This window comes from Mesorhizobium sp. M0340 (assembly GCF_040321535.1).
Lineage (GTDB): Bacteria > Pseudomonadota > Alphaproteobacteria > Rhizobiales > Rhizobiaceae > Mesorhizobium.
The window spans coordinates 127,498-151,214 of sequence record NZ_JAMYRR010000005.1; the positions used below are offsets into that span (position 1 = coordinate 127,498).

At 61.9% G+C, this 23,717-nt stretch carries 28 protein-coding genes; 18 read left to right on the top strand and 10 right to left on the bottom strand.

Translation table 11 applies throughout. The annotated features are described in order from the left end of the window. Nucleotides 1-173: 173 nt before the first annotated feature. Complete coding sequence (locus NKI79_RS09465; RefSeq protein ID WP_352801277.1) at nt 174-446, top strand: hypothetical protein; 273 nt, start codon at nt 174-176, stop codon at nt 444-446. 29 nt (nt 447-475) lie between these two features. On the opposite strand, the gene NKI79_RS09470 is transcribed toward NKI79_RS09465, so the two are convergent. After that, complete coding sequence (locus NKI79_RS09470) at nt 476-1,072, bottom strand: response regulator (RefSeq protein WP_352801279.1); 597 nt, start codon at nt 1,070-1,072, stop codon at nt 476-478. 367 nt (nt 1,073-1,439) lie between these two features. On the opposite strand from NKI79_RS09470, the gene NKI79_RS09475 reads away from it, so the two are divergent. From NKI79_RS09475 to NKI79_RS09505, 7 genes are all read left to right on the top strand, one after another. Next, a complete protein-coding gene (locus tag NKI79_RS09475) occupies nt 1,440-4,544 on the top strand; it encodes a CheR family methyltransferase (RefSeq protein WP_352801281.1) in 3,105 nt (1,034 codons plus the stop codon). Then, nucleotides 4,541-4,900, top strand: coding sequence for a response regulator (locus NKI79_RS09480; protein WP_352801283.1), 360 nt, complete (start codon nt 4,541-4,543; stop codon nt 4,898-4,900). The genes NKI79_RS09475 and NKI79_RS09480 overlap by 4 nt, the downstream gene beginning before the upstream one ends. A gap of 152 nt (nt 4,901-5,052) precedes the next feature. After that, nucleotides 5,053-5,271 carry a hypothetical protein gene (locus tag NKI79_RS09485; protein WP_254818791.1) on the top strand — a complete coding sequence of 73 codons (219 nt, stop codon included), beginning with the start codon at nt 5,053-5,055 and terminating at the stop codon, nt 5,269-5,271. Between the two features lie 27 nt (nt 5,272-5,298). Further along, nucleotides 5,299-5,736, top strand: a complete 438-nt coding sequence (locus NKI79_RS09490) for a GFA family protein (protein ID WP_352801285.1) — start codon at nt 5,299-5,301, stop codon at nt 5,734-5,736. Nucleotides 5,737-5,884: 148 nt separating this feature from the next. Further along, nucleotides 5,885-6,043: a hypothetical protein gene (locus NKI79_RS09495; protein ID WP_352801287.1), complete on the top strand. Its 159-nt coding sequence runs from the start codon at nt 5,885-5,887 to the stop codon at nt 6,041-6,043. Nucleotides 6,044-6,178: 135 nt separating this feature from the next. Then, on the top strand, nt 6,179-6,364 hold the full coding sequence (locus NKI79_RS09500; RefSeq protein ID WP_254818788.1) for a hypothetical protein: 186 nt from the start codon (nt 6,179-6,181) through the stop codon (nt 6,362-6,364). A gap of 3 nt (nt 6,365-6,367) precedes the next feature. Further along, entirely contained in the window at nt 6,368-6,586 is a 219-nt protein-coding gene (locus tag NKI79_RS09505) for a hypothetical protein (protein ID WP_352590409.1), read from the top strand. A gap of 41 nt (nt 6,587-6,627) precedes the next feature. Here the strand turns inward: NKI79_RS09505 and NKI79_RS09510 are convergent, their stop codons facing one another. Continuing rightward, complete coding sequence (locus NKI79_RS09510) at nt 6,628-7,086, bottom strand: hypothetical protein (RefSeq protein WP_352801289.1); 459 nt, start codon at nt 7,084-7,086, stop codon at nt 6,628-6,630. Between the two features lie 251 nt (nt 7,087-7,337). Here NKI79_RS09510 and NKI79_RS09515 point away from each other — a divergent pair, with 251 nt between their 5' ends. From NKI79_RS09515 to NKI79_RS09555, 9 genes are all read left to right on the top strand, one after another. Beyond that, entirely contained in the window at nt 7,338-8,054 is a 717-nt protein-coding gene (locus tag NKI79_RS09515; protein ID WP_254818786.1) for a GntR family transcriptional regulator, read from the top strand. Then, entirely contained in the window at nt 8,051-9,148 is a 1,098-nt protein-coding gene (locus NKI79_RS09520) for an LLM class flavin-dependent oxidoreductase (protein WP_352801291.1), read from the top strand. The genes NKI79_RS09515 and NKI79_RS09520 overlap by 4 nt, the downstream gene beginning before the upstream one ends. Beyond that, nucleotides 9,148-9,693, top strand: a complete 546-nt coding sequence (locus NKI79_RS09525) for a flavin reductase family protein (protein WP_352688599.1) — start codon at nt 9,148-9,150, stop codon at nt 9,691-9,693. The genes NKI79_RS09520 and NKI79_RS09525 overlap by 1 nt, the downstream gene beginning before the upstream one ends. Before the next feature lie 89 nt (nt 9,694-9,782). Then, the gene (gene dctP, locus NKI79_RS09530) at nt 9,783-10,760 is read left to right on the top strand and encodes a TRAP transporter substrate-binding protein DctP (protein WP_352476480.1); all 978 of its coding nucleotides are present in this window, start codon (nt 9,783-9,785) and stop codon (nt 10,758-10,760) included. Between the two features lie 74 nt (nt 10,761-10,834). After that, the gene (locus NKI79_RS09535; RefSeq protein ID WP_352801294.1) at nt 10,835-11,347 is read left to right on the top strand and encodes a TRAP transporter small permease; all 513 of its coding nucleotides are present in this window, start codon (nt 10,835-10,837) and stop codon (nt 11,345-11,347) included. Between the two features lie 3 nt (nt 11,348-11,350). Next, on the top strand, nt 11,351-12,661 hold the full coding sequence (locus NKI79_RS09540; RefSeq protein WP_352801296.1) for a TRAP transporter large permease: 1,311 nt from the start codon (nt 11,351-11,353) through the stop codon (nt 12,659-12,661). A 26-nt stretch (nt 12,662-12,687) separates the two neighbouring features. Continuing rightward, a complete protein-coding gene (locus NKI79_RS09545; RefSeq protein WP_352801298.1) occupies nt 12,688-13,401 on the top strand; it encodes a hypothetical protein in 714 nt (237 codons plus the stop codon). A 41-nt stretch (nt 13,402-13,442) separates the two neighbouring features. Beyond that, nucleotides 13,443-14,201 (top strand): HpcH/HpaI aldolase family protein, encoded by a 759-nt coding sequence (locus tag NKI79_RS09550; protein ID WP_352801300.1) that lies wholly within the window; start codon nt 13,443-13,445, stop codon nt 14,199-14,201. Between the two features lie 12 nt (nt 14,202-14,213). After that, a complete protein-coding gene (locus NKI79_RS09555) occupies nt 14,214-15,170 on the top strand; it encodes a C-terminal binding protein (protein ID WP_352801302.1) in 957 nt (318 codons plus the stop codon). Between the two features lie 241 nt (nt 15,171-15,411). On the opposite strand, the gene NKI79_RS09560 is transcribed toward NKI79_RS09555, so the two are convergent. The 8 genes from NKI79_RS09560 to NKI79_RS09595 form a co-directional block, all read right to left on the bottom strand. Continuing rightward, nucleotides 15,412-15,891: a MaoC/PaaZ C-terminal domain-containing protein gene (locus tag NKI79_RS09560; protein ID WP_352476485.1), complete on the bottom strand. Its 480-nt coding sequence runs from the start codon at nt 15,889-15,891 to the stop codon at nt 15,412-15,414. Between the two features lies 1 nt (nt 15,892). Beyond that, the gene (locus tag NKI79_RS09565; RefSeq protein WP_352801304.1) at nt 15,893-16,969 is read right to left on the bottom strand and encodes a Gfo/Idh/MocA family protein; all 1,077 of its coding nucleotides are present in this window, start codon (nt 16,967-16,969) and stop codon (nt 15,893-15,895) included. Next, nucleotides 16,962-17,291 (bottom strand): L-rhamnose mutarotase, encoded by a 330-nt coding sequence (locus NKI79_RS09570; RefSeq protein WP_023676093.1) that lies wholly within the window; start codon nt 17,289-17,291, stop codon nt 16,962-16,964. The genes NKI79_RS09565 and NKI79_RS09570 overlap by 8 nt, the downstream gene beginning before the upstream one ends. Before the next feature lie 9 nt (nt 17,292-17,300). Next, nucleotides 17,301-18,413, bottom strand: coding sequence for a mandelate racemase/muconate lactonizing enzyme family protein (locus NKI79_RS09575; RefSeq protein WP_352801306.1), 1,113 nt, complete (start codon nt 18,411-18,413; stop codon nt 17,301-17,303). A 4-nt stretch (nt 18,414-18,417) separates the two neighbouring features. Further along, on the bottom strand, nt 18,418-19,515 hold the full coding sequence (locus NKI79_RS09580; RefSeq protein ID WP_352801308.1) for an ABC transporter ATP-binding protein: 1,098 nt from the start codon (nt 19,513-19,515) through the stop codon (nt 18,418-18,420). 1 nt (nt 19,516) lies between these two features. Then, the gene (locus NKI79_RS09585) at nt 19,517-20,383 is read right to left on the bottom strand and encodes a carbohydrate ABC transporter permease (RefSeq protein WP_352645278.1); all 867 of its coding nucleotides are present in this window, start codon (nt 20,381-20,383) and stop codon (nt 19,517-19,519) included. A gap of 2 nt (nt 20,384-20,385) precedes the next feature. After that, nucleotides 20,386-21,282, bottom strand: a complete 897-nt coding sequence (locus NKI79_RS09590) for a carbohydrate ABC transporter permease (protein ID WP_254818773.1) — start codon at nt 21,280-21,282, stop codon at nt 20,386-20,388. Between the two features lie 142 nt (nt 21,283-21,424). Next, nucleotides 21,425-22,744: a type 2 periplasmic-binding domain-containing protein gene (locus NKI79_RS09595; RefSeq protein WP_352801311.1), complete on the bottom strand. Its 1,320-nt coding sequence runs from the start codon at nt 22,742-22,744 to the stop codon at nt 21,425-21,427. Nucleotides 22,745-22,900: 156 nt separating this feature from the next. Between NKI79_RS09595 and NKI79_RS09600 the strand changes: the two genes are divergently transcribed. Further along, complete coding sequence (locus NKI79_RS09600; protein ID WP_352801313.1) at nt 22,901-23,689, top strand: IclR family transcriptional regulator; 789 nt, start codon at nt 22,901-22,903, stop codon at nt 23,687-23,689. Nucleotides 23,690-23,717: the final 28 nt, after the last annotated feature.

Sequence of the window (23,717 nt, forward strand, 5' to 3'; positions counted from 1 at the left end):
CTGCGCTCCGGAAGCGACCGCCTTGGGCTGGGCACGGGAACATCGAAGCGCGCTTGGTGTTAGGAGCCATAATCGACCAACCGCGCGCATATGCTCGGCAGCAATGCATCTGCTGGTTGTACGAAGGCAGACCGGGATCTCGCGGTGTGCGGTGGAATCGAAGGGAGATTGGAATGTCTGAATCGAAAACGACCACCGATCATGATGAAATCCGCCGTTGGGCCGAGGATCGCGATGGCCGGCCGGCGGTGGTGCGCACCAAGGGCGAGGGCGGCATACTGCGCATCGACTTCGGCGAGCCTGAAGAGACGTTCGACCCCGTCGAGTGGGACGAGTTCTTCAGGATATTCGATGAGAACGAACTGGCCTTCCTCTACCAGGAACAGACCAGCGGCGGCAAAACCAGCCGCTTCAACAAATTCGTCGAACGCAGCCGGAAAGGCTGACCTCGTCTGATTGCCGGCAACTGCCGCGGTCAGTGCAGCAGGTTCGCTCCACGTGCCCTGACGATGTTTCGCATGATGCCGTTGAGCCAGTCCTCGGTGGAGGAGCCGGATCGCCTGCTGTCGATCTCGCCGATCGCCTGCTCCAGCGTCCGCTCGACCAGCCGGTCGGAAGCGTCCACGTCTCCCAGCAGCAGACGTGCCGCGAGCCTGAGCTTCGGCAGCAGCGAAAATACGTCGTCCGAGGGCTCCGACGATCGGCCTCCTTTCGATGCCGACGTCTCGGGCGGGAAAAGAGCATCGAACACGGCTTGGCCGTCCGAGGATTTTCTCAGGCTGCTGGCGTGGCGAAGCCGCTCCGGAATGATGATGTCTTCGTCGCCGCTGAAAAACACGAATGGCACGCCGCGGCGCATCAGTTCGTCCGCGATCGGGAATACCCGTCGTCCGTTGAGATTGACGTCCAGGATCGCGGCTTCCGCCTCATCCGTATGTTTCGATGCCTGTTCGACCGTCGCCACGGGGCCAAGCACCACGGCGCCCATCTTGCTGAAATAACGTGCAAGATCGCCCGCCAGCATCCATTCGTCCTCGACGATCAGAATATGCAAGCCTTGCAGGTCGCGCACCTCATTGTTCCTTCTTCCTGCGGGGATTTACGGCTGTCAGCGCGGACTTGTCCAAAATGGCGGGCCATAGCCTCTTGCAACCGTTCCGCGCCTCTTGCAACCGTTCCGCGAGCGCGAGCAGGCGAGGCGGGATTTCTTCGGATACCGGGACCTTGGCCAGATCCGGCGAGCGTAACGAAATTTGTTTTGCCGGCTTTGTCTCAGATGGTCGTTTTGCCATTGGAACCGCCTCGAAAACCGGGTGTTAATGCCCACCAGCGGTGCTTTGTTCCGTTCGTGAACTATTTACTGGCCCGAGGCTCGGCCCGGTCTTAGTCTGAGGGCCGATTTGGCGGTTTCGCGGGCGCGGCTGTTACCGAGGCATGGCATGGTGTTCCAGAATGGAAGATTTCCCATTGTCGGCGTCGGCGCATCCGCTGGCGGCATTCCCGCGATGGAGGGCCTGTTCAAAGGACTGACCGGCGGCACCGGCATGGCGTTTGTCGTCGTCACGCATCTCAGCCCGGAACGGGAGAGCCTGCTGCACGAGGTCATCCGACATTACACCGAAATGCCGGTCGTCGTGGCCGAGGAGGGCGTGGCGGTGCAACCGGACCAGGTCTATGTGATGCCGCAAAACGTCGTCCTCACCATCCGTAACGGCGCGCTTTCGCTGCGCCGGCCGAACACGCTCAACCGCGAACGCAAGCCGATCGACATCTTCTTCAGCGCATTGGCCGAGGACCAGGGCGAGTATGCCGTCGGCGTTATCCTGTCGGGTGGCGATTCGGACGGCACGCTCGGCGCCCGGGCCATCAAGGAACATGGCGGGCTGACCATTGCCCAGGCCTCCAACGGCTACGGCCCCCGCAATCCAGATATGCCGCAGAGTGCGATTTCGAGCGGCCTGATCGACATAGCGGCGCCCGCCGAGCAGATCGGCGCAAAGCTTCAGGCGTTTGCCCGCGGCTTCGATGTGCTGAACGGCCTCGTCGAAGCGGACGACGAGCACAAGGCCGAGATGGATCGGGCCCGCGATGAAATCCACGCTATTTTGCGCAGCCATTCCGGTCACGACTTTTCCGGCTACAAGCCCAAGACGTTCCTGCGTCGCGTAAGGCGGCGCATGCAGATCACGCAGCTACAGTCGATCACCACCTATATAGAGCGGCTGAAGAGGGATCCCGACGAGGTGGCGAAGCTGTTTCGCGACCTGCTCATCAATGTCACCAGCTTTTTTCGCGACGCCGAAGCGTTCAAATTGCTGGAGGACAAGATCATACCGCAGATTTTCGAAGGCAAGAGCGCCTCCGATGCGGTGCGCGTCTGGGTGCCCGGCTGCGCCACCGGCGAGGAAGTATTCTCGATCGGCATGCTGATGCGCGAGCGCATTGACAAGCTTTCGGCGCCGCCGCGCGTCCAGATATTCGCAACCGACATCGTCGAGCCGGCGCTCGCGGTGGCGCGTGCGGCGCGTTATCCCGAAGCGTTGCTGCACGGGCTATCGCCACAGCGCAGGCAACGCTTTTTCCACAGCGACGGCGAGAGCTATGTGCTGGGTCCAGAGGTGCGGGAACTCTGCATTTTTTCACCGCACAGCGTAATCCGCGATCCTCCCTTCTCGCGCATCGACATGATTTCGTGCCGCAACCTGCTGATCTATTTCGGCCCGCAGATCCAGAACCAGGTCATTCCGATCTTCCATTACGCGCTGAGGCCGGGCGGTTATCTGTTCCTGGGCACGTCGGAAAGCGTCGGTCAGTACAGCGACCTGTTTACCACGGTCGACAAGAAGCACCGGATATTCCAGGCGCGGGAACATGCCACGCCACGGCCGCCGGTCCTGGTCGGCGATGGCCGCACGGCTGCCTTTCCGGTCGCAAGCGGCGGCTCGAAGAAGGATGCCGCCGGCCGTTCTCTCCGCCAGGCGATCGAGGCTCAGGTGCTGGAGCGGTTCGCCCCGCCTCACGTGCTGGTCAATGGCGACGGCGACATTGTCTACTATTCGGCGCGGACGGGCAAATATCTGGAAGCGCCGCAAGGCGCCCCGAGCCGGCAGTTGCTGACCCTGGCCCGTCGTGGGCTGAGACTTGAGCTGCGCGCCGCGTTGCGGGAAGCAGTCACGACGCGCCGCACGGTCGTGCGGGAGAACATAGCTGTCGAGGAAGACGACGGACAGCTTCAGTTCATTACGCTGACGGTCGAACGGTACACCGGGCGCGGCAATGGCGAGCCCCTCTACCTCGTCCTGTTCAATCCGGTGGCACAAGCCCAGCTACGCCTCGAGCCGGCAAGCAAAAGCAGTGGCACCGACGGCGCGTCTGAACTCGAACGGGAGTTGCGCGACACGCGCGATCGGCTGCAGTCGACCATCGAGGAATACGAAACCGCGCTGGAGGAAGTAAAGTCTTCGAACGAGGAGCTCGTCTCCGTCAATGAAGAGGCGCAGTCGACAAACGAAGAGCTTGAGGCCTCGAAGGAGGAGATGCAGTCGCTCAACGAAGAGCTCAACACCATCAACGCCGAGTTGACTGGCAAGATAGAGGAGCTCGATCGCGCAAACAACGATCTCAAAAACCTGTTCGAAAGCACAGAAATCGCGACTATCTTCCTCGACCGCAACCTTGTGGTGCGGACTTTTACGCCCGCGGCATCGTCCTTCTTCAACTTGCGTCCATCCGATGTCGGCCGGCCGCTGACCGATCTTTCGAGCCGGCTCGACTACCCCGAGCTGAAGGGGCACATCCAGGCTGTGTTCGAATCGGGAGAGACCCTGAACCATCATCTTGCGCGCGACGACAACGACCGGTCTCACCTGGTTCGCATCAACCCCTATCGGGACAAGAGCGGCAGCATCCAGGGCGTGGTCGTGACACTGATCGACGTGACGACACTGGCGCAGGCTGAAGAGCGTCAGCAGGTGCTCATCTCCGAGCTGAACCACCGGGTCAAGAACATGCTGGCGGTTGTCGCCAGCATCACCAACCGTACGCGTGAATACTCGGCGTCGAAAGACGAGTTCGCCGACGCCTTGATAGGTCGCCTGCATGCAATGTCACGTGCCTACAGTCTGCTCTCGCGTGAGAGCTGGACGGAAGCCTCCGTCGAGGAATTGCTGCGCCAGGAACTCGACCCCTTCGGGCATGAACGGTTTAAGCTTGATGGCGAGAGGGTAAGCCTCAAGCCGGCACAAGGGCTTTCGTTCGGCATGGCGATTCATGAGTTGGCGACCAATGCCGCCAAATATGGCGCATTGTCGAAGCCAGCCGGGCGGATAGTTGTTAAATGGTCGGTGGCAGACGGGACCTTCAGGCTCGTCTGGCGCGAGAAGGGCGGCCCTCCCATCAAGCAGCCAACCGACAGCGGCTTCGGCCTAACCCTTCTACGCGGAGAAATCGGTTACCGACTGGGCGGAAAGGTTGAAACAACTTTCCACTCGAATGGTTTGGAGGCGGAAATCGCATTCCCCCTGACCCGCGAGGGCTCGTCGTGACCGGACAGATGCGCGTGCTGATTGTCGAGGACGAATGGCTGATCGCCGACGACGCGGCGGTTTACCTGCGCAAAGCCGGCCATCAGGTGGTTGGACCGGTGTCGTCGGTGACGGCGGCACTTCGGCTCGTTGGCGAAGGCGGCATCGACGCGGCGTTGTTGGATATCCAGTTGAACGACGAAACCAGCTATCCGATCGCGGAAGCGTTGCAAACGCGCGGTGTTCCGTTCGCCTTTCTCTCCGGGTACGGCGAACGCGAAATTCCGGCCGGGTTCCGCACTTGCAGGATCGTGCAGAAACCGGCGAGCCAGAGTGCGATCCTGAATGCCGTGAATGAGCTCGCGCGCGCCGGCTGAATTCCTGTCGTTCCAGCGGGCCCGCCTTTTCAATCCAGCGGCTTGTCGGTGGGGCAGCGTGGTGCCAGCCTGCCGCCGCCGATTCCGGGTCGAGGCCTGCCGGAACCATTTCCGCCATCGTTTGTTCGGCTCGAAGAAAGGAGCCGCGCGAAATGGAGCGACGTAACGCGTTAATTGCGATGGTGATTTCGGCCATCATCATCGTCGGCTTTCTCATAGGCTTTTTGTACGGCGATATGGGCTGGCAAACCTCGCCGCTCAAAAGAGCCCCTGAACAGAACCAGGGTGGCAACGCTCCGGCCGATACTTCGCCTGCCGCCGGCATCAAGAAGAACCCCAAGGAGAATACCGAAATGCCAGGCCAGCAATGAAGGCCGGTCCAGCAATGAAGTTAACCAATGCCACGAACTGAAACGGGCTCCTGTTTTTGCGGCGCCGTAACGGCGGAGATGCGCGGCGAGCCTTTCTGGATTTGCTCCGATCACGATGACGACTGTCGCAAGGCGATAGGAAGCCCTCTGACGGTGTGGGTCGGTTATCGGCCTTCTGAATTCACATTGCTCGCCGGCACACCGAAAACCTTCTCGAAAACCCCCGGCGTGCTCCGGTCCTTCTGCGCGGATTGCGGGACATCGATCGGCTATGTCGACCGGGGCCTGCCGGACGAACTCTATCTGGCGATCGGCTTCCTCGATCATCCCGAACGATTTCCGCCACAAGCCCACGCATATTGGGACATGAGGCTGCCCTGGGTCGACTTTCCAGACGATCTGCCGCGGGTGGGGACGTATTCGAGGCGGCGAGATCCTGCCTTCGGAAATCCGGCGGACCGCTAGCCTGCAATCCGTTGCAGGTTGGAAAACGTGCCATTCGGGGCTTGGTACGAAAACAACAATTGGCGCGCGGCCGAAAACGCGCAATTATCAGCGAATGGGCCGCCGTTTGGATGACAAGCTCGATTGCAAGGCGTGCGGGACGATCCTGATGGAGATTCCCGACAACCCGAAGGATTCGACGCCGATCTATTGCAGCAATTGCGGCGCCTATCTCGGCGAATGGGGCGAACTGCAGCAGGATTTCTACAGGCAGGCTTTCGGTACCGAGGCCTTCGATCTGAACCACGGAACCATCATCAAGAAATAACCCCGGATGTGCAGGCGTCCCCTGGCCTCAAGCCGTGGTCCGGGACCCGGCTCGTTGCGACAAGCGCCGTTCGTATCGGACCCTCGGGAACCTTTCTCCCGAGCCGCTTGTTTGGGTGGCGGAAGGAGAAACGCCATGAGCACAAAACCTCCCCCTGTTCCACCGGAGAATCTGAGCCCAAAAGGAGCCGGTGACAAGAAACCGGTAGCCGCCGACCAAGCACCGCACGGCCAATCGACCGTGCCGGATCCCGACAAGCAGGGCCAGCAAGGCAATACGAAGGTCAACACCACCCATCAAGGCAACGTCCAGGATCGCTAGGTCATGTCCACGTCGAAGAAGACTCCTGCCAGCATCCGTCAGGGTGGTCCCGGCGCGGCGCACGAAAACGCCAAGAAGCCGCTGAGCGTCGAAAAGCCGCCGGCCGATTCCGACCGGCGCAGCCACAGCAAGGTCTCCGGTGGTGGCGGCGAACGCGACAGCCACCATACCCACGACCCCGAAAAGAAAGGCGACACCCGGCCTGCGCATCAGGGCAAGTGAAATCGGGTGGCGACGCGAAGATCGGTGGCTCGAGCGAAATTTCAGCGGGGACGGCGCGCCGAGGCGAACGGCACGACATTGTCGACATTTGCCGCCGGCAAATCAAACAGCATCGGAAGCCCTCGCGTCGTGGCCATCTCCACGATCAGCTCTTCGATGGAGTGATTGGTCAGACGCGTCTCGACGCCCAGTCGGATCATCGCCGCCAGCTTGTGCACCGGCACCGGCACGGACTTCGCCCGGTCGTCGAGCAGCTTGCTGATTTCGATCACGACGTCTGCGTCGATATCCCTGGGCAAGTCTCGCATAAGCGCCTCCCCGCCAAACGAAACGAAAAGCCCGCCGCACCTTTCGATACGGCGGGCGATCCAGTAATGCGCACCGGCGAGGGGATCGGGTGGGCGTGCCGGCGCGCGCAGATCGCAAGTATCTTTAGTTAAATCCGCCAGCTTCGATGTGTCACGCGAAAACGTCTGTATGTTTTTTACCGAACCGAGCATCGCTGGCTCTCCCCGCCGTCGCGCGGCGCGACCGCACGGATGGCGTGACCCTCTGTCTTCCGGACAACGAACCCAAACAGTATACATTATAAACTTAAAACATCTTGCCAGGCGATCCAGCCTGTGCTCCACTTCGCGCTGGAACGTGGCCTGCAGGTCGAATTCTCTCGATATGTAGCTGCATTTCAACGGATCACTGCGAGAGCACCAGCCTCAAACGATATACGAAATCTTCGCATGGGAAGGCGTGGATGACGGAAACGATAGAGCTCAAACGGGTTGGCGATGGCAATCTGCGTGCCCAGGTTTATCAACAAATCCGTCTGACCATACAGCATGGCGAATTGGCGCCTGGCCAGAAGCTCGTCGATGTCGACATTGCCGCCCAGCTCGGTATTTCCAGAATGCCTGTCCGCGACGCCTTGATGCAGTTGGTGCATGAGGGCTATCTCGTCGGCACCACACGCGGCTTCACGCTGCCCACGCTTACCGCAACGGATGTCGCCGACATCTTCGAGGTCCGCCGCTTGCTCGAGCCGCGGGCCGCCGCACACGCTGCGCGGACACTCGACGCCGCTGGCCTCAAGACGCTTGCGGCCGCGCTTCGGGAGGCGGAGGCTGCGGCCGCCGCCGGCGATGCCGACCGCTTCTTCCAGGCCAATTCGGCATTCAGGAATTGTTGGCTCGGCGCTGTCGAGAACCAGCGCCTTTCACAAACCATTGCAAGGTTCGCCGACCATGTCCTCGTCGTCCGTTTAAGGACGCTGTCGCACCAGCCGACGCAGGCCGTCGTCGTGGCCGGCATGCGCGCAATCTATGAGGCATTCGTCAAGCGCGACGCCGTCGCCGCTTACGACCGCATGACCCACTTCATTCAGAACGCCGAGGAGCGTTTCATGAAGCTGAGCCCTCCGTCTCAAAATTCCACAGGTGAAGGTGAGAGCATGTCGCAGCGGGGGAAACCATGACCAGGAAGCAGCACCCGCTGAAAGGGCCGAACAGGTTCAAGCTCGGCGTCTTCTCCATGAACGCCGATGGCGGCCTGGCAATGACCACCGTTCCCGAGCGCTGGCGTGCCCGCTGGGAAGACAACCTCAATTCCGCCTGCATCGCCGACCGCGCCGGCCTCGAGTTTCTGCTGCCGATCGCCCGCTGGCGCGGCTTCGGCGGTTTGACGCATGTGCGGGAATGGTCGTTCGAGACGTTCACCTGGGCGGCGGGTCTTGCTGTCGCCACGGAAAACATCGGCCTGTTCATGACGGTGCATGTGCCGCTGGTTCATCCGCTGCAGGCTGCCAAAGCGCTGGCGACGGTCGACCACATCTCCAACGGGCGTGCCGGCTTGAACATCGTCTGCGGCTGGAACCCGGACGAGTTTGCTATGTTCGGGCAGACGGTCGGCGAGCGGACCTACGATCAGGCCGAGGAATGGATCAACATCATCGTGCGTGCCTATCAATCGAGGGAGCCGTTCGACTTCAGCGGCGAGTTCTATGATCTCAAGAGTGTCGTTAGCCGGCCGCCAAGCTTGCAAGTGCCACGACCGGTGACCATGAACGCCGCCTTCGGCGCGCCGGGGCGCAACTACGCGGCGCGCCACTGTGACTATCTGTTTTCGACGTTTTCCGAAATTGCCGACGGCCGTGCGCATGTGGTCGACATTACCAACCGAGCGGCCGAAGTCGGGCGCGAAGTCGGCGTCTATACGGTCTGTCACGTCGTCTGCCGGGAGACCCAGCAGGAAGCCGAGGATTACTACCGGCACTACGCGCTCGAATGCGCGGACGAGGGTGCCGTCGACGAGCATATGCGCAAGAAGAAGGAATTCGCGAACTCGCATGACGCGAAGGCCTTCACCGAATATCGGCAGAGGTTCGCCGGCGGTGCCGGGACCTTCCCGCTCATCGGCACGCCGGAAAAGATCGTCGACGACCTCACCGAGATCGTGGAACAGGGTTATTCCGGCGCCGCCCTCACATTCGTCAACTACACCTACGAACTGCCCTTCTTCTGCGACCGCGTGCTGCCGCTGATGCGCCAGGCCGGGCTTCGAGTAAATTGATGCCGGCGGCCGCCATTCCGACGCTATGGGTGGATGGGCACAACGCCATCGATCCGCGCGCGTTCAAGCAGGCTATGCGGGCCGTGGCGGGCTCCGTCGCCATCCTCGCGTCGGAACATGACGAGATCGGCTTTTGCGGCATCACGGCGACGGCTCTCTGCTCGTTCAGTGCCGAGCCGCCTTCGCTGCTTGCCTGTGTCAACCGCGGCAGCACCTTTGCCTCGGCCATTCGCGAAGGTTTGCCTTTTTCGGTCAATCTTCCCGCCGGCGACCAGGAGAACGTTGTGCGTGCGTTTGGCGGCATGACCAAAGCCAAGGGCGCCGCGCGGTTCTCGTCCGGATCATGGGTGCGCGGCGAAACCGGCGCGCCCTTGCTTGTCGGTGCGCGGGCAATGTTCGAGTGCGTGGTGGCCGAAATCATCGTGCGGGCGTCGCACATGATTGTCATCGGCATCGTCTCGGGCGTTGCGCTGGACCGCGCACACCGATCGCCGGTCTTCTACGCGCATGGGCGGTTCCTGACAGTAGGAGATGATGTCAACTAACCGCCGTTCGTGTGGCGGCGAAGCGTGCAATTTCAGATCGGCCCGATGATGGGCTCCGGCGAAGTGAATCTATCAGAGGGAATACGGCAATGCGCATTTGGAAATCCCTTGTTCTGGCTGCACTCATGTCGGGTGTGGCGGGTATCGCCATGGCCGAAGAGGTCGTCCTCAACGCCGTGCATTTTACGCCGACGCAGAACGGCTACGCCCAGAGCTTCCTGAAGTTCGTTCAGAAGGTGAACGAAAAGGGCAAGGGCGTGGTCCAGATCAACGTGCGTGGCGGGCCGGAGGTCATTCCACCGATCCAGCAGGGTGCGGCGCTCAGGAGCGGCCTGATCGATGTGATCGACACACCGGCAGGGCAGTTCCTCGAACTCGTGCCCGAAGGCGAGGTTTTCTCCGCATCGACGAAGACGCCGTGGGAGGTTCGCGACAATGGCGGCTGGGACTTCATCAGCGCAATTTTCGAGAAGAAGGCCAATGCCCATCTGCTGGCGCATGTCGACGCGGGCTCGGGCTTCAACGTCTTCACCGTCGACGAACCCAAGCTCAACGATGAAGGCAGCATCGACTGGGGCAGCCTGAAGATCCGCTCGTCGCCGCTCTATCGCGATTTCCTCGAATCCCTGGGCGCGACCGTGATCGTGCAAGCGCCGGGGGATGTCTATACCTCGCTCGAGCGCGGCGTCGTCAATGCCAACGCCTATACCGTATTTGGCTATGCATCCTTCGGCTGGGACAAATTCACCAAATACCGTGTCGATCCGCAATTCTTCAAAACCGACGTGCTGATCTCGATCAACAAGGCCAGATGGGACACGCTGTCGCCCGAGGCGCAGAAGCTGCTGGCCGACACGGCCGTCGAATACGAGCGCGCGAGCTATGACGCCAACCTTGCCGAGTCCGAAAAACAGGCACAGGCGATGATCGACGGCGGGCAGAAGGTTGTCAGCTTGACCGGCGCCGGCCGCGACAAATTCCTGGCGGCTGCCACGCAGGCGAGCTGGGCGAGAATGGCCAAACGCGATCCCACCAACATCGATCAGTTGAAGAAATTCTTTCAGTAGCCGAGCCGAGGGTGCCTTGTGCGCCCTCCATCAAAGCTGGGCCAAGGGCAAAGGGGACATGAGGGTCGTCGGGCATGGACAGATTGTTTGCAGCGATTGGGAAGCTGAGCCTTGCGTTGGCGGCCGCGGCAAAATTGGTGCTTGGCCTCATCATTGTCGCGGTGGTTGCTGATGTGTGCGTCCGCAATCTGGGCCTGAGGCCGCTTGCCTGGGCAGTATCCGCGACGGAATACGGCTTGCTTTACGCGGCATTTCTGCCGATGCCCTGGCTGGTCCACAGCAAGGGCCATGTCTTCGTCGAGTTCCTGCGCAAGGCGCTGCCGGTGCGGGCACGGGCGGTGCTTGAAAAGCTGGTCTATCTCGCCTGCATTGCCGTCAGCCTCTACCTCGGCAGCGTCGCTCTGTCGTCCCTGATGAGTGCCGTGGCGGGCGGCGAATATGAAACGCGCAGCTTCGACATGCCGAAATGGCTGGTGTTTCTGCCCATCATGCTCGCCTTCTACCTCTCGGCGCTGGAATGGCTCAGATATCTGCTCGGCCGTGACACGCTGTACACGCTGGATCCTCTGGAAATGGAAGGGCTCTGACCGGTGGCCTGGCTGTTTCCATTCGCCGTGCTCGTTGGCACCATCCTGGTGTTGATGGGGCTGGGGCTGCCGGTCGCCTTCGCGTTCTTCGTCACCAATGTGATCGGGCTGTACCTGTTCTTCGGCGGTTCGATCGGCGTGACGCAGATGGTCGCCAACTTCTCCGACGCTGTCTCGACCTACGCGCTTGCCCCGCTGCCGATGTTTCTTGTCATGGGCAGCCTGTTCTTCCGCTCCGGCCTCGGCGAGAAGGTCATCTACGCGCTCGACCTGTGCATCGGCAATCTGCGCGGACGCCTCGCCTATGTCGTCCTCGCCGCCGGCACGATATTTTCCGCGCTGTCGGGCTCGAGCCTCGCCAATACCGGCATGATGGGCTCGCTGATGGTGCCCGAGATGCTGAAGCGGGGCTACAAGCCGCATATGGCCTACGGCCCGGTGCTTGGCGCCGGAAGCCTTGCCGTCATCATCCCGCCATCCTCGCTGGCTATCTTGCTCGGCTCGCTTGCCCAGATCGACGTCGGCGCGCTGCTCATAGCGGGGGCTCTGCCCGGGCTGCTGCTCGTTGTCATGTACGCAGCGCTGATCTTCGCCCAGACGAAGATCGACCCGGACGCCGCTCCGCACTATCCGGTGCCCGCCGTTCCCGCGGCCGAGAAGGTGAGGGCGGTCGCCGTCAACATCATTCCGATGAGCGTCATCGTGTTCATGGTGGTCGGCACGATCATCCTTGGGATAGCGACGCCGACGGAATCGGCGGGACTCGGCTGTGCCGCCGTTTTCGCCTTGTTGTTTGTCTACCGACGGTTCAGCTGGTCGGTCGTCTGGAAGTCGCTGGACGACGCGATGAAGGTCACCGGCATGACCTTCCTGATCATCTCGGCTTCGACGACGTTCTCGCAGATATTCGCCTTCTCCGGCGCCTCCAACGGCTTTATCCAGTTCATTGTCGGCTACGATCTTGGACCGTATCCCATGCTGCTCATGATGGTGCTCGTCATCCTGCTGCTCGGCATGTTCATGGATCAGGTCTCGATGATGCTGATCACGCTGCCGATCTTCGTGCCGATCGCCCAGCAATTCGGCTACGAGCCCGTATGGTTCGGGCTGATCCTGCTGCTCGCCTACGAGGTCGGCTTCACCACGCCGCCGTTTGGCCTGCTGTTGTTCATCATGATCGGTGTCGCGCCGAAAGGCACATCGCTCAAAACGGTTGCCATGTCAGCGGCGCCTTACATCGCGCTGACGCTTCTGCTGATCCTGCTGATTGTCCTCTTTCCGCAGATCGCTCTCTTTCTTCCGAATTTGATCTAGCCGAACTCGATCCAGAGGGTCTCCACATGCGCTTTGCCTATCTTGCCTTCTTCCATGACGACCGCGAGGCAAATTTGGCCATCGCCGGTGAAGACGTTGACGCTGCGCGGCGTGTGATTGCGTCGACCCCGGGCCTTGCGCTTGCCAACATCTATCTGCCCGAAGTGGCGACGGACATGTTCAACAACGATGGTCCACCGCCGGTCTTTGGCTTCCAGCTCTATTTCGACGAATTGGCGGACACGGAGGCGGCGCTGGCGCCGTCCGGCCATCTGCAGGCACTTGCCGCACCTGGCATGCTGTCGAGCATCGCCGGTTCGAGGCCGACGCAACAGGCAATGTGCGTGCGTCCGTTTCCCGTCGATGACGCTGGCGTCAAGACGTCCGGGCTGCCCTGCAGCTATCTTGTCCACTATCCCGGGCCGGCCGAAGACATGAATGTCTGGCTCCACCACTATGTGACGCATCATCCGCAATTGATGCGGGGCTTCCCCGGCATTCGCCACATCGAGGTTCTGTCGCGACTGGATTGGTGCGGTTCGCTGCCCTGGCCGCGGATCGACCATATGCAGCGCAATCGCGTCATGTTCGACAGTCCCGCTGCATTGACGCACGCGCTGCAATCGCCGGCGCGGCTGGAGATGCGCGCCGACTACAAGACTTTTCCGCCGTTTTCAGGCGGCAGCCGGCATTTTCCGATGTCGACGGAAGCCGTGCATCCTTCGTCAAGGGCCACATAGGCAAACAGGTTTTGCCGACGCCGAAAATTTCTGGAGATTTCATGTACGACTTTCGCAAGAAATGTATCTCTCTCGATCGCCTCATCGGCACCTTCTGCGCCATCCCGCACCCTGTGGCGGTCGAAGTGGCGGCCGCGAGCGGGGTCGATTTCCTGTGCATCGACTGGGAGCATTCGCAGATCGGCCGCGAACGGCTCGAGGATCTGATCCGCGCCGCCGATGTCCACAAGGTTCCCGCGATGGTGCGCGTTCCCGGCCACACGCCGGAGTGGATCGCGGCCGCGCTCGACGCCGGCGCGTCGGGCGTCCTGGTGCCGCGCGTCTCCACGGCCGAGCAAGCCCGCATGGCGGTCATGGCCTGCCGTTACCCGCCGGTCGGCGCCCGCGGTGTCGGCCCGGGCCGCGCCGCCGGTTATGGCTACAGCATTCCGGACTACCTCAAATCGGCCAACGAGGTCCTGACGGTCGCCATCCAGGTCGAGACGGCCGAAGGCCTCGCCAACATCGACGACATCGTCCAGGTCGACGGCGTCGACGTGATCTTCATCGGCCCCGGCGACCTGTCGGTCTCGATCGACGCCATGGGGCCGGCCGGCCAGGACAAGCTCAATGCCGCGATTATGAGGATCGCGGCCGCGGCGCGCACGGCCCGCAAGGCCGTCGGCATCTTTCGCCCTTCGGCGGATGATGTCGGCAAATGGTCGCGGCACGGCATCAGCTTCCACGTGCTGGCCAGCGACACGATGTTTCTCGGCGCCGGCCTTGCCGCCGGTGTCGCGTCGGCGCGCAGCGCCTCATAGCAAGAGTTTGGCATGAAGATCATCAAGACCGACGGCGTGTTGTCAGTCGAGGAAGAGCAGTTGCGCTACCTCGACGGCTTGAGCGCCGAGTTTGTCGAAAAGACGCTGCTCACGGAAGATGCCCTGATCGAACACTGCCGCGACGCCGACGCATTGATGGTATTGCGAGAGCCGATCACGGCTCGCGTTTTGGCGGAACTGAAGAGGCTCAAGGTCGTCGGACGGTTCGGCGTCGGGCTCGATTCGATCGACGTCGAGGCCGCCAGCCGTGCCGGTGTTCAGATAACCTACGTGCCGGATGCCAATCTGGTGGAAGTCAGCACCCACGCCATGGCCCTGATCCTGGCCTTGACCCGCAGGCTGAAGCAGTTCGACAGCGCGGTGCGCGCCGGCCGCTGGGCTGCAATGACCGATGGCGCCGGCATCATACGGCCCGACAGGCAGATCATCGGCCTGATCGGCTTCGGCCAGATCGGGCGCCTGACTGCCGAGCGGGCGCGTGTCTTCGGCTACCACATCATCGCCTACGACCCGTACATGCCGGCCGAGCGCATCACGGCCGGTGGTGCTGAACCGGTCGGCTTCGACGAGTTGCTTGCCAGCGCCGACATCGTCTCGCTGCACGTTCCCGCGACACCGGAGACCAGAAACATCATGTCGGCGCAAGCCCTGTCGCGGATGAAGGAAGGGGCGATACTCATCAACGTGTCCCGCGGCGGCCTCGTCGACGAGGTCGCCTTGGCGGATCTGATCCGGCGTCGCCATCTGGCTGGCGCCGGCATCGACACTTTCGAGCGGGAGCCGCCTTCGCCCGACAACCCGCTGCTGGCGCTGGACACCGTCCTGGTCAGTCCACACGCGGCGCACTACTCGACCCAGTCTTACGCGGAGGTTCGCAACAAGGTGTTTGCCGATGTCGCATCGGTCCTGCGCGGCGGCAAGCCGGTATATCCGGTCAACCGGATATGACCATTCCCGATGTCGGCACCATCCGCTGCCTGTCGACAGTTCCACCTTGACGTTCCGGGGCAGGCGCCCTTGAGCGCGACCTCGGCAAGCGGATAGAGACGGGAACGGGTGAAGAGTGAATTCGCATTTTTTGCCGACAGCGCCACATTTTTGTTCTTGCTTTGTGCCGGCAGCTATGTTACTAATTTGCGTATGGTGCTGATTCGCACCGAGGACCCGTCGCAAGGCGGGTTTTTTGTCTTTAGGTTTCAGCGCCATCCGTCGAGGCTCTGCTCGGCTTGTCGCGACGCTCGACGATGTAGATGTGGTCGGCGACCAACACCACGTCGCCATGCTGGTTGATCACCTCGCAGCGCTCGATGACCCGGCCTGAATCGGGTCGCTTCGGATCGTCTTCCCTAGCTGAGATGGTGGTGCGGGTCCGGATCGTATCGCCGATGAACACCGGCTTGATGAAGCGCAGCCTGTCGTAGCCATAGGAGAAGGCAACCGGGTTGACGACGCTTGCCGTCAGTCCGACGCCGACCGAAAAGACCAGCGTGCCGTGGGCGATGCGCTGGCCAAACGGCGTCGTCTTCATGAACTCGGCGTCCATGTGGTGGGGAAAGAAATCGCCGGTATGGCCGGCATGGACGACGAAATCGGTCTCGGTGATGGTGCGCCCGCTGGTCATGCGCGACGACCCGATCTGATAGTCCTCGAAGTAGATCGTCTGCTCCATGTCAGGGCCTCGCCGGTATCGGTGTTGCTGGCGCCGCGCTCGATTGATAGGCGGCTTCGACCAGCGCCATGGTGCTCCAGCCGTCCTCGACGGAACTGACAAGCTCGGCGTCCTCGCCCGACGCGTAGCGCTGGACATTGGCCATGCGGCCGGCAAAGGCGTCCGGAAACCATGAGCCGACGAGTGGAACCGCAATCCAGCCCTTGCCGCCTTTGGGGTAGATTTCGAGAATATCCGGCTCGCCGCGCGGATAATCGAGGTTGACGCCTAATTTGAGGTAAGCGGCGCCCTCGGTGCCGCAGATGCGGAATTCGCAAGCCTGGTGTTTTCGACCGAATTTGTGATCGTGGTTGATCGACAGCGCACAGCGCACGGTGTCGCCATAGTCGAGGATCGCGCTGGTGCGCGTTTGCGCAACCTTATGGCCGGGGTGGCCGAGTGTCTTGGCGTGAACCCCCTTGGGATCGCCGAGCAATTGCCGGATCAGGTCGAGATAATGGATCGAATGCATGGCGATCTCGACACGCGGCGCCTGCAACAGGAATTCCCAGAGCTGCCAGGGTGTCGCCAGCGCCAGCCATGCGTCGAAATCGACCACTTCGCCCAGCCAGCCCTTGGCGATCGCATCCTTCAGCGCCAGCATCATCGGCGCAAAACGGAGTTGGAAATTCACAGCGGCCCTTAGGTTTTTGGAGCGGCAGATTTCGAGGATCTCGGTCGCCTCGGTGAGATCGCTGCCCATCGGCTTCTGGATCAGCGCCACCGCACCATCGGGCAGCGCCCTGAGCACGCCGGCATGATTAGCCGGCGGTGTCGCCAGGTCGAAGACGGCGTCCCTGATTGACGCAGCTTCCTCGAGCGACCGGTAAGCGGTGACGCCCCATTTCTGCGCCAGTTTTTCCGCCTTGGCCAGGTCGGGGTCGAAAAGCCCGGCAACCGGGAAACCGGCTTTCCCATAGGCCGGGAAATGCGCATCGCCGACGATCGAGCCGGCGCCGAAAATCACGATCGGCCTGGGCTTCGAGGGCTGTAGCCAGGCCTGGGAAAGCGAGGCAGGATCGAAAATGTCATCAGTCATAGTGGAAGACTTCGTCCATCGACGCCCACCACTCGCCCTCCTTGCGGGTCGGCAGTGGCTCCTGGCATGGCATGCACAGCGCCCACCATTCCTGCGTCGTGGGATCGGCAGCCATCTTGGCCATGTCGGCGGCATAGTCGGTGCCGTGGTACTCGAAGGTGCTGAACAAAAGGTGCTCCGGCTCCCTCAGATAGATCGAATAATTCTTGATGTTGCAGGCGGAAATCATCTTGAGGACGTCCGGCCAGACGGCAGCGTGAAGCCGCACATACTCGGCGACTTTCTCCGGCTTGAGACCGAGCACCATTCCCATTCGCTGCATGTCCGCCTCCTATTTCACTATCGCCACGGTGAATTCCGCGATGCTCTTCGATTTGATCGCGTCCCAGTCCCAGTCGATGCCGATGCCGGGCTCGTCCGGCGCCAGCGCGTGCCCGTCCTCGATACGCATTTTCTTGCCGGTCAGCTCGTCGAGCTGGGGAATATACTCGACATATCTGCCGTTCTGAACGGCGCATGTCAGGCTGACATGCAGTTCCATCAGGAAATGCGGGCAGACCGGTATGTCGAACGCCTCGGCTGCATGCGCCACCTTCAGCCACGGCGTGATGCCGCCGATGCGACCGACATCGACCTGCACGATCGAACACGCGCCCTTTTGCATATATTCGCGGAAATGCCGGATCGAATAGAGCGACTCGCCGATGGCGATCGGCGTCGATGTGGCACTCGACAGCCGCACATGGCCGTCAATGTCGTCGGCCGGCAGCGGTTCCTCGATCCAGGCGAGGTCGAGTTCACGCAAGCGCTCGGCCCGGCGGATCGCCTCGTCGACAGAAAAGCCCTGGTTGCAGTCGGTCATGATCTCGTAGGAGTCTCCAACCGCCCGGCGCACCGCCGTCAGCCGGGCAAGATCCTCGGAACCGTGCGGCTTGCCGATCTTGACCTTCGAGCCGCGAAACCCCTTGGCCTTGGCGGCCAGCGCATCCTCGACCAGTGCCTCCGTTTCGATATGCAGCCAGCCGCCTTCGGTGGTGTAGAGCGGGCAGCGGTCCTTGGCGCCGCCGGCAAGCTTCCACAGCGGCAGGTTTTGCTTCCTCGCCCGCAGATCCCAAAGCGCAGTGTCGATGGCCGCCAGCGCGATTGCCGTGATCGCGCCGATCGTCGTGGCATGGGTGGCGAACTCCAGCTCGCGCCAGATCGCCTCGATCATGTCGGCGTCGCGGCCGATCAGCCGCGGCGCAAGGTGGTCGGCCAGCAGCCGCATCACCGAGGAGCCGCCGGTGCCGATCGTGTAGCTGTAGCCGGTGCCGACCGCGCCGTCGGCGTCGGTGATGGTGACGATCGGTGTTTCCTGGCTGACAAAACTCTGGATGGCATCGGTGCGCTTGACCTTCGGCACCAAGTCGACCATGCGCAGTTCGACCTTCTCGATCTTTGCCATGATTTTAACCTCGCAATGTCTTGCCCGTTTCGGCAGAAAACAGATGGGCCTGCGACAGGTCCAGGCTCATCTTGACCCGGTCTCCGGCCTTGAGCGGCTTTGGATTGAGCATCCGCGATACCCAGTCGCTGCCGTTGAATTCGGCAAACACCAGCGTCTCGTTGCCAAGCGGTTCGGTGACGGTCACCGGCAGTTCCACCTGGTGGACGTCGACATCTTCGCCGGAGCTGATGCCGTGTCCCGTCGGATAGATGTCGTCGGGCCTGAGGCCGAATACGACCTTGTCGCCGGTTCCGACATTTGCCTTGAACTGGCTGGGCAGAGGCAGTCTCTCTCCGCTGGCGAACAGCAGCTGTCCGTCGTCGACAACCGCCTCGTGCAAATTCATCGGCGGCGAGCCGATGAAGCCGGCGACGAAGCGTGTCTGCGGCCGGCGGAAGACCTCGTCGGGTGTGCCGACCTGCTCGATGAACCCGTCACGCATGATGACGATGCGGTCGGCCAATGTCATTGCTTCGACCTGGTCGTGGGTGACGTAGATCACCGTCGACCGGACCTTGGCATGCAGTTTCTTGATCTCGGTGCGCATCTGCGTCCGAAGCTTGGCATCGAGATTGGAAAGCGGCTCGTCGAACAGGAAGACGTCGGGATCGCGCACGATGGCGCGACCCATGGCGACGCGCTGGCGCTGTCCGCCCGACAGCTGCGACGGCCGGCGGTCGAGCAACTGGTCCAGGCCGAGAATGCGGGACGCTTCGGCTACGCGACGGTCCATTTCTTCTTTCGCGGCGCCGGCTATCTTCAGCGAGAAGCCGAGGTTTTCGCGCACCGTCATATGCGGATAGAGCGCGTAGGACTGGAACACCATCGAGATGTTGCGCGAGCGCGGCGGCAGGTCGTTGACCATGCGGCCGCCGATCTCGATGATCCCGTCGCTGATCGCCTCGAGACCGGCGATCATGCGCAGGGTTGTCGACTTGCCGCAGCCAGACGGCCCGACCAGCGCGATGAACTCGCGGTCGGCGACCTCGAGGTCGATGCCGTGCACGACCGCCACCGGACCATAGCTCTTGGTGAGTTTCTTGAGCGATACAGTTGCCATGTCAGCCTTTCACCGCGCCGGAAGTGAGGCCGCCGACGAGATGTTTCTGGACGATGAAGGTAAGCGTGAGCGCCGGTATGATCATAACCACGGCCAGCGCGCACATGCCGCGCCAGTCGATGGTGAATTCGGCCGTATAGTCGAGCAGGCCGACCGGCAGGGTCTTGGAGTTGATCGAGCGTGTCAGCTGCGAGGCGAGCGCGAACTCGTTCCAGGAGGTGAGGAAGGCAAAGATGCCGGCCGAGGCGATGCCCGGCCCGGCCAACGGAAACTCGACCTGCCAGAAGGCCTGCCAGCGCGTGCAGCCGTCGATCTGCGCCGCCTCGGCAAGGTCTTTCGGCACCTGGCGGAAAAAGCCGTCGATCAGCCAGACGGTGAAGGGCACGTTGAGCGCGACATAGACCAGGATCAGCCCGAAATGCGTATCGATGATGCCGAGCCGCGCAAAGACGAAGAACAGCGGCAGCGACAGCGCAATGCCAGGCACCGTGCGCGTCAGCATCAGGCCAAGGAACATCGCCGATTTGGCGCGAAAGCGGTAGCGCGCAAAGGCATAGCCGCCGGCCATGCCGATAACGATGGCGATCACCGTCGAGGTCACCGAGACGATCAGCGAATTGCGGAAGTAGTCGAGCACCGGAATGCCGCCCTGGCCGACGCCGCTGAACATGGCTATGTAGGCATCGAGCGAGAGTTGCTGCGGGATCCACACCGGCGGCTTGGCCATGATCTCGACGGTCGGCCGCAGCGACGACAGCACGATCCAGATGCCGGGCAGGCAGATGACCAGCATGGCCAGGAACAGTCCGATGCCGTGAACGATGCCGAGCGCCTTGTTGCCGACGCGATGCAGGCTGTTCTGGTCCATCCTCACCACTCCGCCGCGATCTGCGTGCGCGCCGCGGCGAGCTTGCGGTAGAAATAGACGGTGAACAGGATGGACAGCAGGATCGAGAAATAGGCCATGGCATTGGCCATTCCCATCCGGGCATCGCCATAGGCAGTGCGGGCGACGAGCGTCCAGACGAGTTCGGTGCGGCCGGCAGGACCGCCGTCGGTCATGATCTTGACGATGTCATAGGCGCGCGCGACGTCGAGCGAGCGGATGGTCATGGCGATGAAAGCAAACGGCATGATGAACGGCCAAGTGACATAGCGGAATGTCTGCCACGGCGTGCAGCCGTCGACGCGGGCCGCCTCGACCGGTTCGCGCGGCATCGCCAGCAGCCCGGCAAGGATCAGGATCGCGAACACCGAGGTCGACGACCAGATCTCGGCGGTCAGGATGGCGATGAAGGCGAGATTGCCGTCGATCAGCCACGGGATGGCGCGGTCGGTCAGGCCGAGCCCCTGCAGGGCGTTGTTCACCAGGCCGATATTGTCGTTGAACATGAATTTGAACTGGAAGCCGACCAGGATCGGCGAAAACATCATCGGAAACATCATGATGGTGCGCAGAACCCGCTGGCCGCGCGATGCCTTTTCCACCAGCAGCGCCAGCCCGAGCCCGATCACCATTTCCAGGTTGAGCGCCACCGTCAGCAGGACCACGGTGCGGGCAAAGGCAACCCAGAAAGCGCGGCTGGTCAGGATGGCGACGTAGTTGCGCGCGCCGATGAAGACCCAGAACGTCTCCGGCCTGGTCAGCCGGAACGGCGTGAAGCTGGAATAGAGCGACAGCAGCAGCGGCACCACCACCACCGCCGCAAGCACGATCACCGCCGGCAGCAGGAGCAACAATGGCGGCGAAGGTCTCCAGCCTTTCATGGCGATCCGGTTCTGGTTGGTGCCCGGACACCGAAGGCCGCCATTGGCGAGCTGGGATCAAGACACAGCGTGTTGCGCATGGTTCGAAAAAAGTTCGGGGCGCCGCTCTTCAATGAGCGCGGCGCCCCCCTTGGTTGAATGATCAAAGCTTGCCTGCGTCCTCGAGGATCTGGGTGGCCTTGGCGGCAGCGTCGTCCAGCGCCTGCTTGGAGGTCTTGTCGCCAAGGATGGCGGCCTGCAATTCGGGATAGACGGCGTTGGAGATTTCAATCCATTCAGGTGTCTGCGGCACGGCAAAAGCGTGCTTTGCCTCTTCCTGGAAAGCCGCCAGCACTTCCTTCTTATAGGGATCGCTTGCCGCCTGCTGGATGTCCCAGTCCCACACCGCCGTGCGGGTCGGCAGTGGGCCGCTTGCCGCCTCGAGCTTCTGGCTCTCCTCATTGGTCAGGAACCAGACCAGCGACGCCGCAGCCTCCTTGCTGGCGCAGTTTTCGGTGACCGAAAATCCGTGGTGCCCCGACCAGCCGGTGCGAATGCCGGCCGATCCCTTCGGCGCCACCTTCACCCCGACATTGCCGGCGACCTTCGACGACTTCGGATCGTTGAAGAAGCCTGCCCAGCCCGGCCAGTCGAGGTTGATGGCGACGGTGCCTGAGGCAAAGCCCTGGCCGAGATCGTCCCACAGATAGTTGGTGGTGCCGGCCGGCACCGCCTTGGCCTTGTAGAGATTGACGAACCAGTCGAGTGCGTGCACGCCGGCTTCCGAGTTGAAGGCCGGCTTGCCATCCTTGTCGAGGTATTCGCCGCCGTCGGCGATGAGCATCTCGTAAAACCGGCCGTTGATCGCCTCTTCCTTGCCGGCGAACTGGGTGCCGTAGAAATCGGGCGGGCTGGCGAAGAATTCCGCCTGCTGGGCGACCTCGTCCCAGGTGTCGGGCGGTGTCAGTTCCTTGCCGTACTTGGCCTTGTAGGCGGCCTTCTTGGCTTCGTCCTGGTAGAGGCTCTTCTGGTAATAGAGCGCCGACACGTCGAACTGCGCGCGCGGCAGCATCACCAGCTTGCCGTCGAGCGTCGAGGCCTTGATCGTCGACGGCACGAAGGCGTCGATCTCCTCCTTCGGCAGCAGCTTGTTTAGGTCGGTGTAGATATCAGGATATTGCGGCGCGAAGGACGAGTGGTTCGACCCAACGCACCAGTTGATGCTGCCGGAGGCGATGTCCGACTTGATTTCCTTGTCGAGCTCGAAGTGATTTTTCTTCGAGATCACGTTGACCTTGGCGCCGGTCAGTTTTTCCCATTCGCCGATGCGCGCGTAGAGCCCTTCATATTGCTGGCCGCCGATCAGCTTGGCATCGATGGTGACGCCGTCGAATTTGCCGGGCAGGTCGGCAGCAAGGGCAGCACTCGCACCAAGTGCGAGCAGCGTTACGCCGGCTGACAGCCCGCAGAACAGTTTCGTCATTGGTATCCTCCCAAGAGCCTGCATCGATCGCGTAGTGAGGTCGATCGGCTTCATTCATATACAAACAAAACATTCATAGGATCGTCAAGCCGAAAGTTCTTTCGGAAGCAATACCGTTATGCGTATATGAAAAATGCAATTCACTGGAGAGGCGGAATGGCAGAGGACGAGGAAGACGACCGCTATCGAGCCCCGGCGCTGGACAAGGGGCTCGACATCCTCGAGCTGCTGGCCGGGGTCGATGGCGGCCTGACGCAAGCGGAAATCGCCAAGAAGCTCGACCGCAGCCCGAACGAGTTCTACCGCATGCTGGACCGGCTGGTGCGGCGGGGCTATGTCACGCGGCCGGATGGTGACCGTTACTCGCTGACGCTGAAGCTGTTTGGCCTGGCGCAGCTGCACGCGCCGGTGCGACGGCTGGTTTCCTATGCGACGCCGCTGATGCGCGAGCTGGCCGAGACCACACAGCAGGCAAATCAGCTGGTCGTCTTCGATCGCGGTTCCGCCGTGGTGATCGCACAGCAGGAGGCGCCGGATTACTGGGGCATCTCGATCCGCGTCGGCTCGCATATCAGCCTGTTCGACACCGGCTCCGGCCATGTGTTGCTGGCGTTCCGCCCGCCGGAAGAGCGGCAGATGATGATCTCAGAACATCTGCGCAGCACCGACAAGCCGCCGCAATCGCCGGAGTTCTTTGCCCGCCTCGACCAGATCCGGGAACGCGGCTACGAGATGATGGCATCGATGCAGACCGCCGGTGTCTTCAACCTGTCGACACCGGTTCTTGGCTCGGACGGCAGGGCGATCGCCGCGCTGTCGATCCCCTACATAACCCTGGTCAACGCACCCAAGGCGCCCGACATTACGAGGACGATTGAGCTGCTGCTGGCAGCGACCGAAAAGCTGTCGCACCTGGCGGGATCGACCGTCAAGCAATCGCGATGAATTCTTATTTGAATGAAGAATTTCTCCA

Coding starts and splice junctions, on each gene's coding strand:
- NKI79_RS09565 (WP_352801304.1), bottom strand. CDS start 16,969: ATGACTGATGACATTTTCGATCCTGCCTCGCTTTCCCAGGCCTGGCTA.
- NKI79_RS09585 (WP_352645278.1), bottom strand. CDS start 20,383: ATGGACCAGAACAGCCTGCATCGCGTCGGCAACAAGGCGCTCGGCATC.
- NKI79_RS09525 (WP_352688599.1), top strand. CDS start 9,148: ATGCCGGCGGCCGCCATTCCGACGCTATGGGTGGATGGGCACAACGCC.
- NKI79_RS09515 (WP_254818786.1), top strand. CDS start 7,338: ATGACGGAAACGATAGAGCTCAAACGGGTTGGCGATGGCAATCTGCGT.
- NKI79_RS09555 (WP_352801302.1), top strand. CDS start 14,214: ATGAAGATCATCAAGACCGACGGCGTGTTGTCAGTCGAGGAAGAGCAG.
- NKI79_RS09520 (WP_352801291.1), top strand. CDS start 8,051: ATGACCAGGAAGCAGCACCCGCTGAAAGGGCCGAACAGGTTCAAGCTC.
- NKI79_RS09495 (WP_352801287.1), top strand. CDS start 5,885: ATGGAGATTCCCGACAACCCGAAGGATTCGACGCCGATCTATTGCAGC.
- NKI79_RS09600 (WP_352801313.1), top strand. CDS start 22,901: ATGGCAGAGGACGAGGAAGACGACCGCTATCGAGCCCCGGCGCTGGAC.
- NKI79_RS09475 (WP_352801281.1), top strand. CDS start 1,440: ATGGTGTTCCAGAATGGAAGATTTCCCATTGTCGGCGTCGGCGCATCC.
- NKI79_RS09500 (WP_254818788.1), top strand. CDS start 6,179: ATGAGCACAAAACCTCCCCCTGTTCCACCGGAGAATCTGAGCCCAAAA.
- NKI79_RS09575 (WP_352801306.1), bottom strand. CDS start 18,413: ATGGCAAAGATCGAGAAGGTCGAACTGCGCATGGTCGACTTGGTGCCG.
- NKI79_RS09535 (WP_352801294.1), top strand. CDS start 10,835: ATGGACAGATTGTTTGCAGCGATTGGGAAGCTGAGCCTTGCGTTGGCG.
- NKI79_RS09510 (WP_352801289.1), bottom strand. CDS start 7,086: ATGCTCGGTTCGGTAAAAAACATACAGACGTTTTCGCGTGACACATCG.
- NKI79_RS09550 (WP_352801300.1), top strand. CDS start 13,443: ATGTACGACTTTCGCAAGAAATGTATCTCTCTCGATCGCCTCATCGGC.
- NKI79_RS09590 (WP_254818773.1), bottom strand. CDS start 21,282: ATGAAAGGCTGGAGACCTTCGCCGCCATTGTTGCTCCTGCTGCCGGCG.
- NKI79_RS09485 (WP_254818791.1), top strand. CDS start 5,053: ATGGAGCGACGTAACGCGTTAATTGCGATGGTGATTTCGGCCATCATC.
- dctP (WP_352476480.1), top strand. CDS start 9,783: ATGCGCATTTGGAAATCCCTTGTTCTGGCTGCACTCATGTCGGGTGTG.
- NKI79_RS09505 (WP_352590409.1), top strand. CDS start 6,368: ATGTCCACGTCGAAGAAGACTCCTGCCAGCATCCGTCAGGGTGGTCCC.
- NKI79_RS09545 (WP_352801298.1), top strand. CDS start 12,688: ATGCGCTTTGCCTATCTTGCCTTCTTCCATGACGACCGCGAGGCAAAT.
- NKI79_RS09465 (WP_352801277.1), top strand. CDS start 174: ATGTCTGAATCGAAAACGACCACCGATCATGATGAAATCCGCCGTTGG.
- NKI79_RS09490 (WP_352801285.1), top strand. CDS start 5,299: ATGCCACGAACTGAAACGGGCTCCTGTTTTTGCGGCGCCGTAACGGCG.
- NKI79_RS09595 (WP_352801311.1), bottom strand. CDS start 22,744: ATGACGAAACTGTTCTGCGGGCTGTCAGCCGGCGTAACGCTGCTCGCA.
- NKI79_RS09570 (WP_023676093.1), bottom strand. CDS start 17,291: ATGCAGCGAATGGGAATGGTGCTCGGTCTCAAGCCGGAGAAAGTCGCC.
- NKI79_RS09580 (WP_352801308.1), bottom strand. CDS start 19,515: ATGGCAACTGTATCGCTCAAGAAACTCACCAAGAGCTATGGTCCGGTG.
- NKI79_RS09560 (WP_352476485.1), bottom strand. CDS start 15,891: ATGGAGCAGACGATCTACTTCGAGGACTATCAGATCGGGTCGTCGCGC.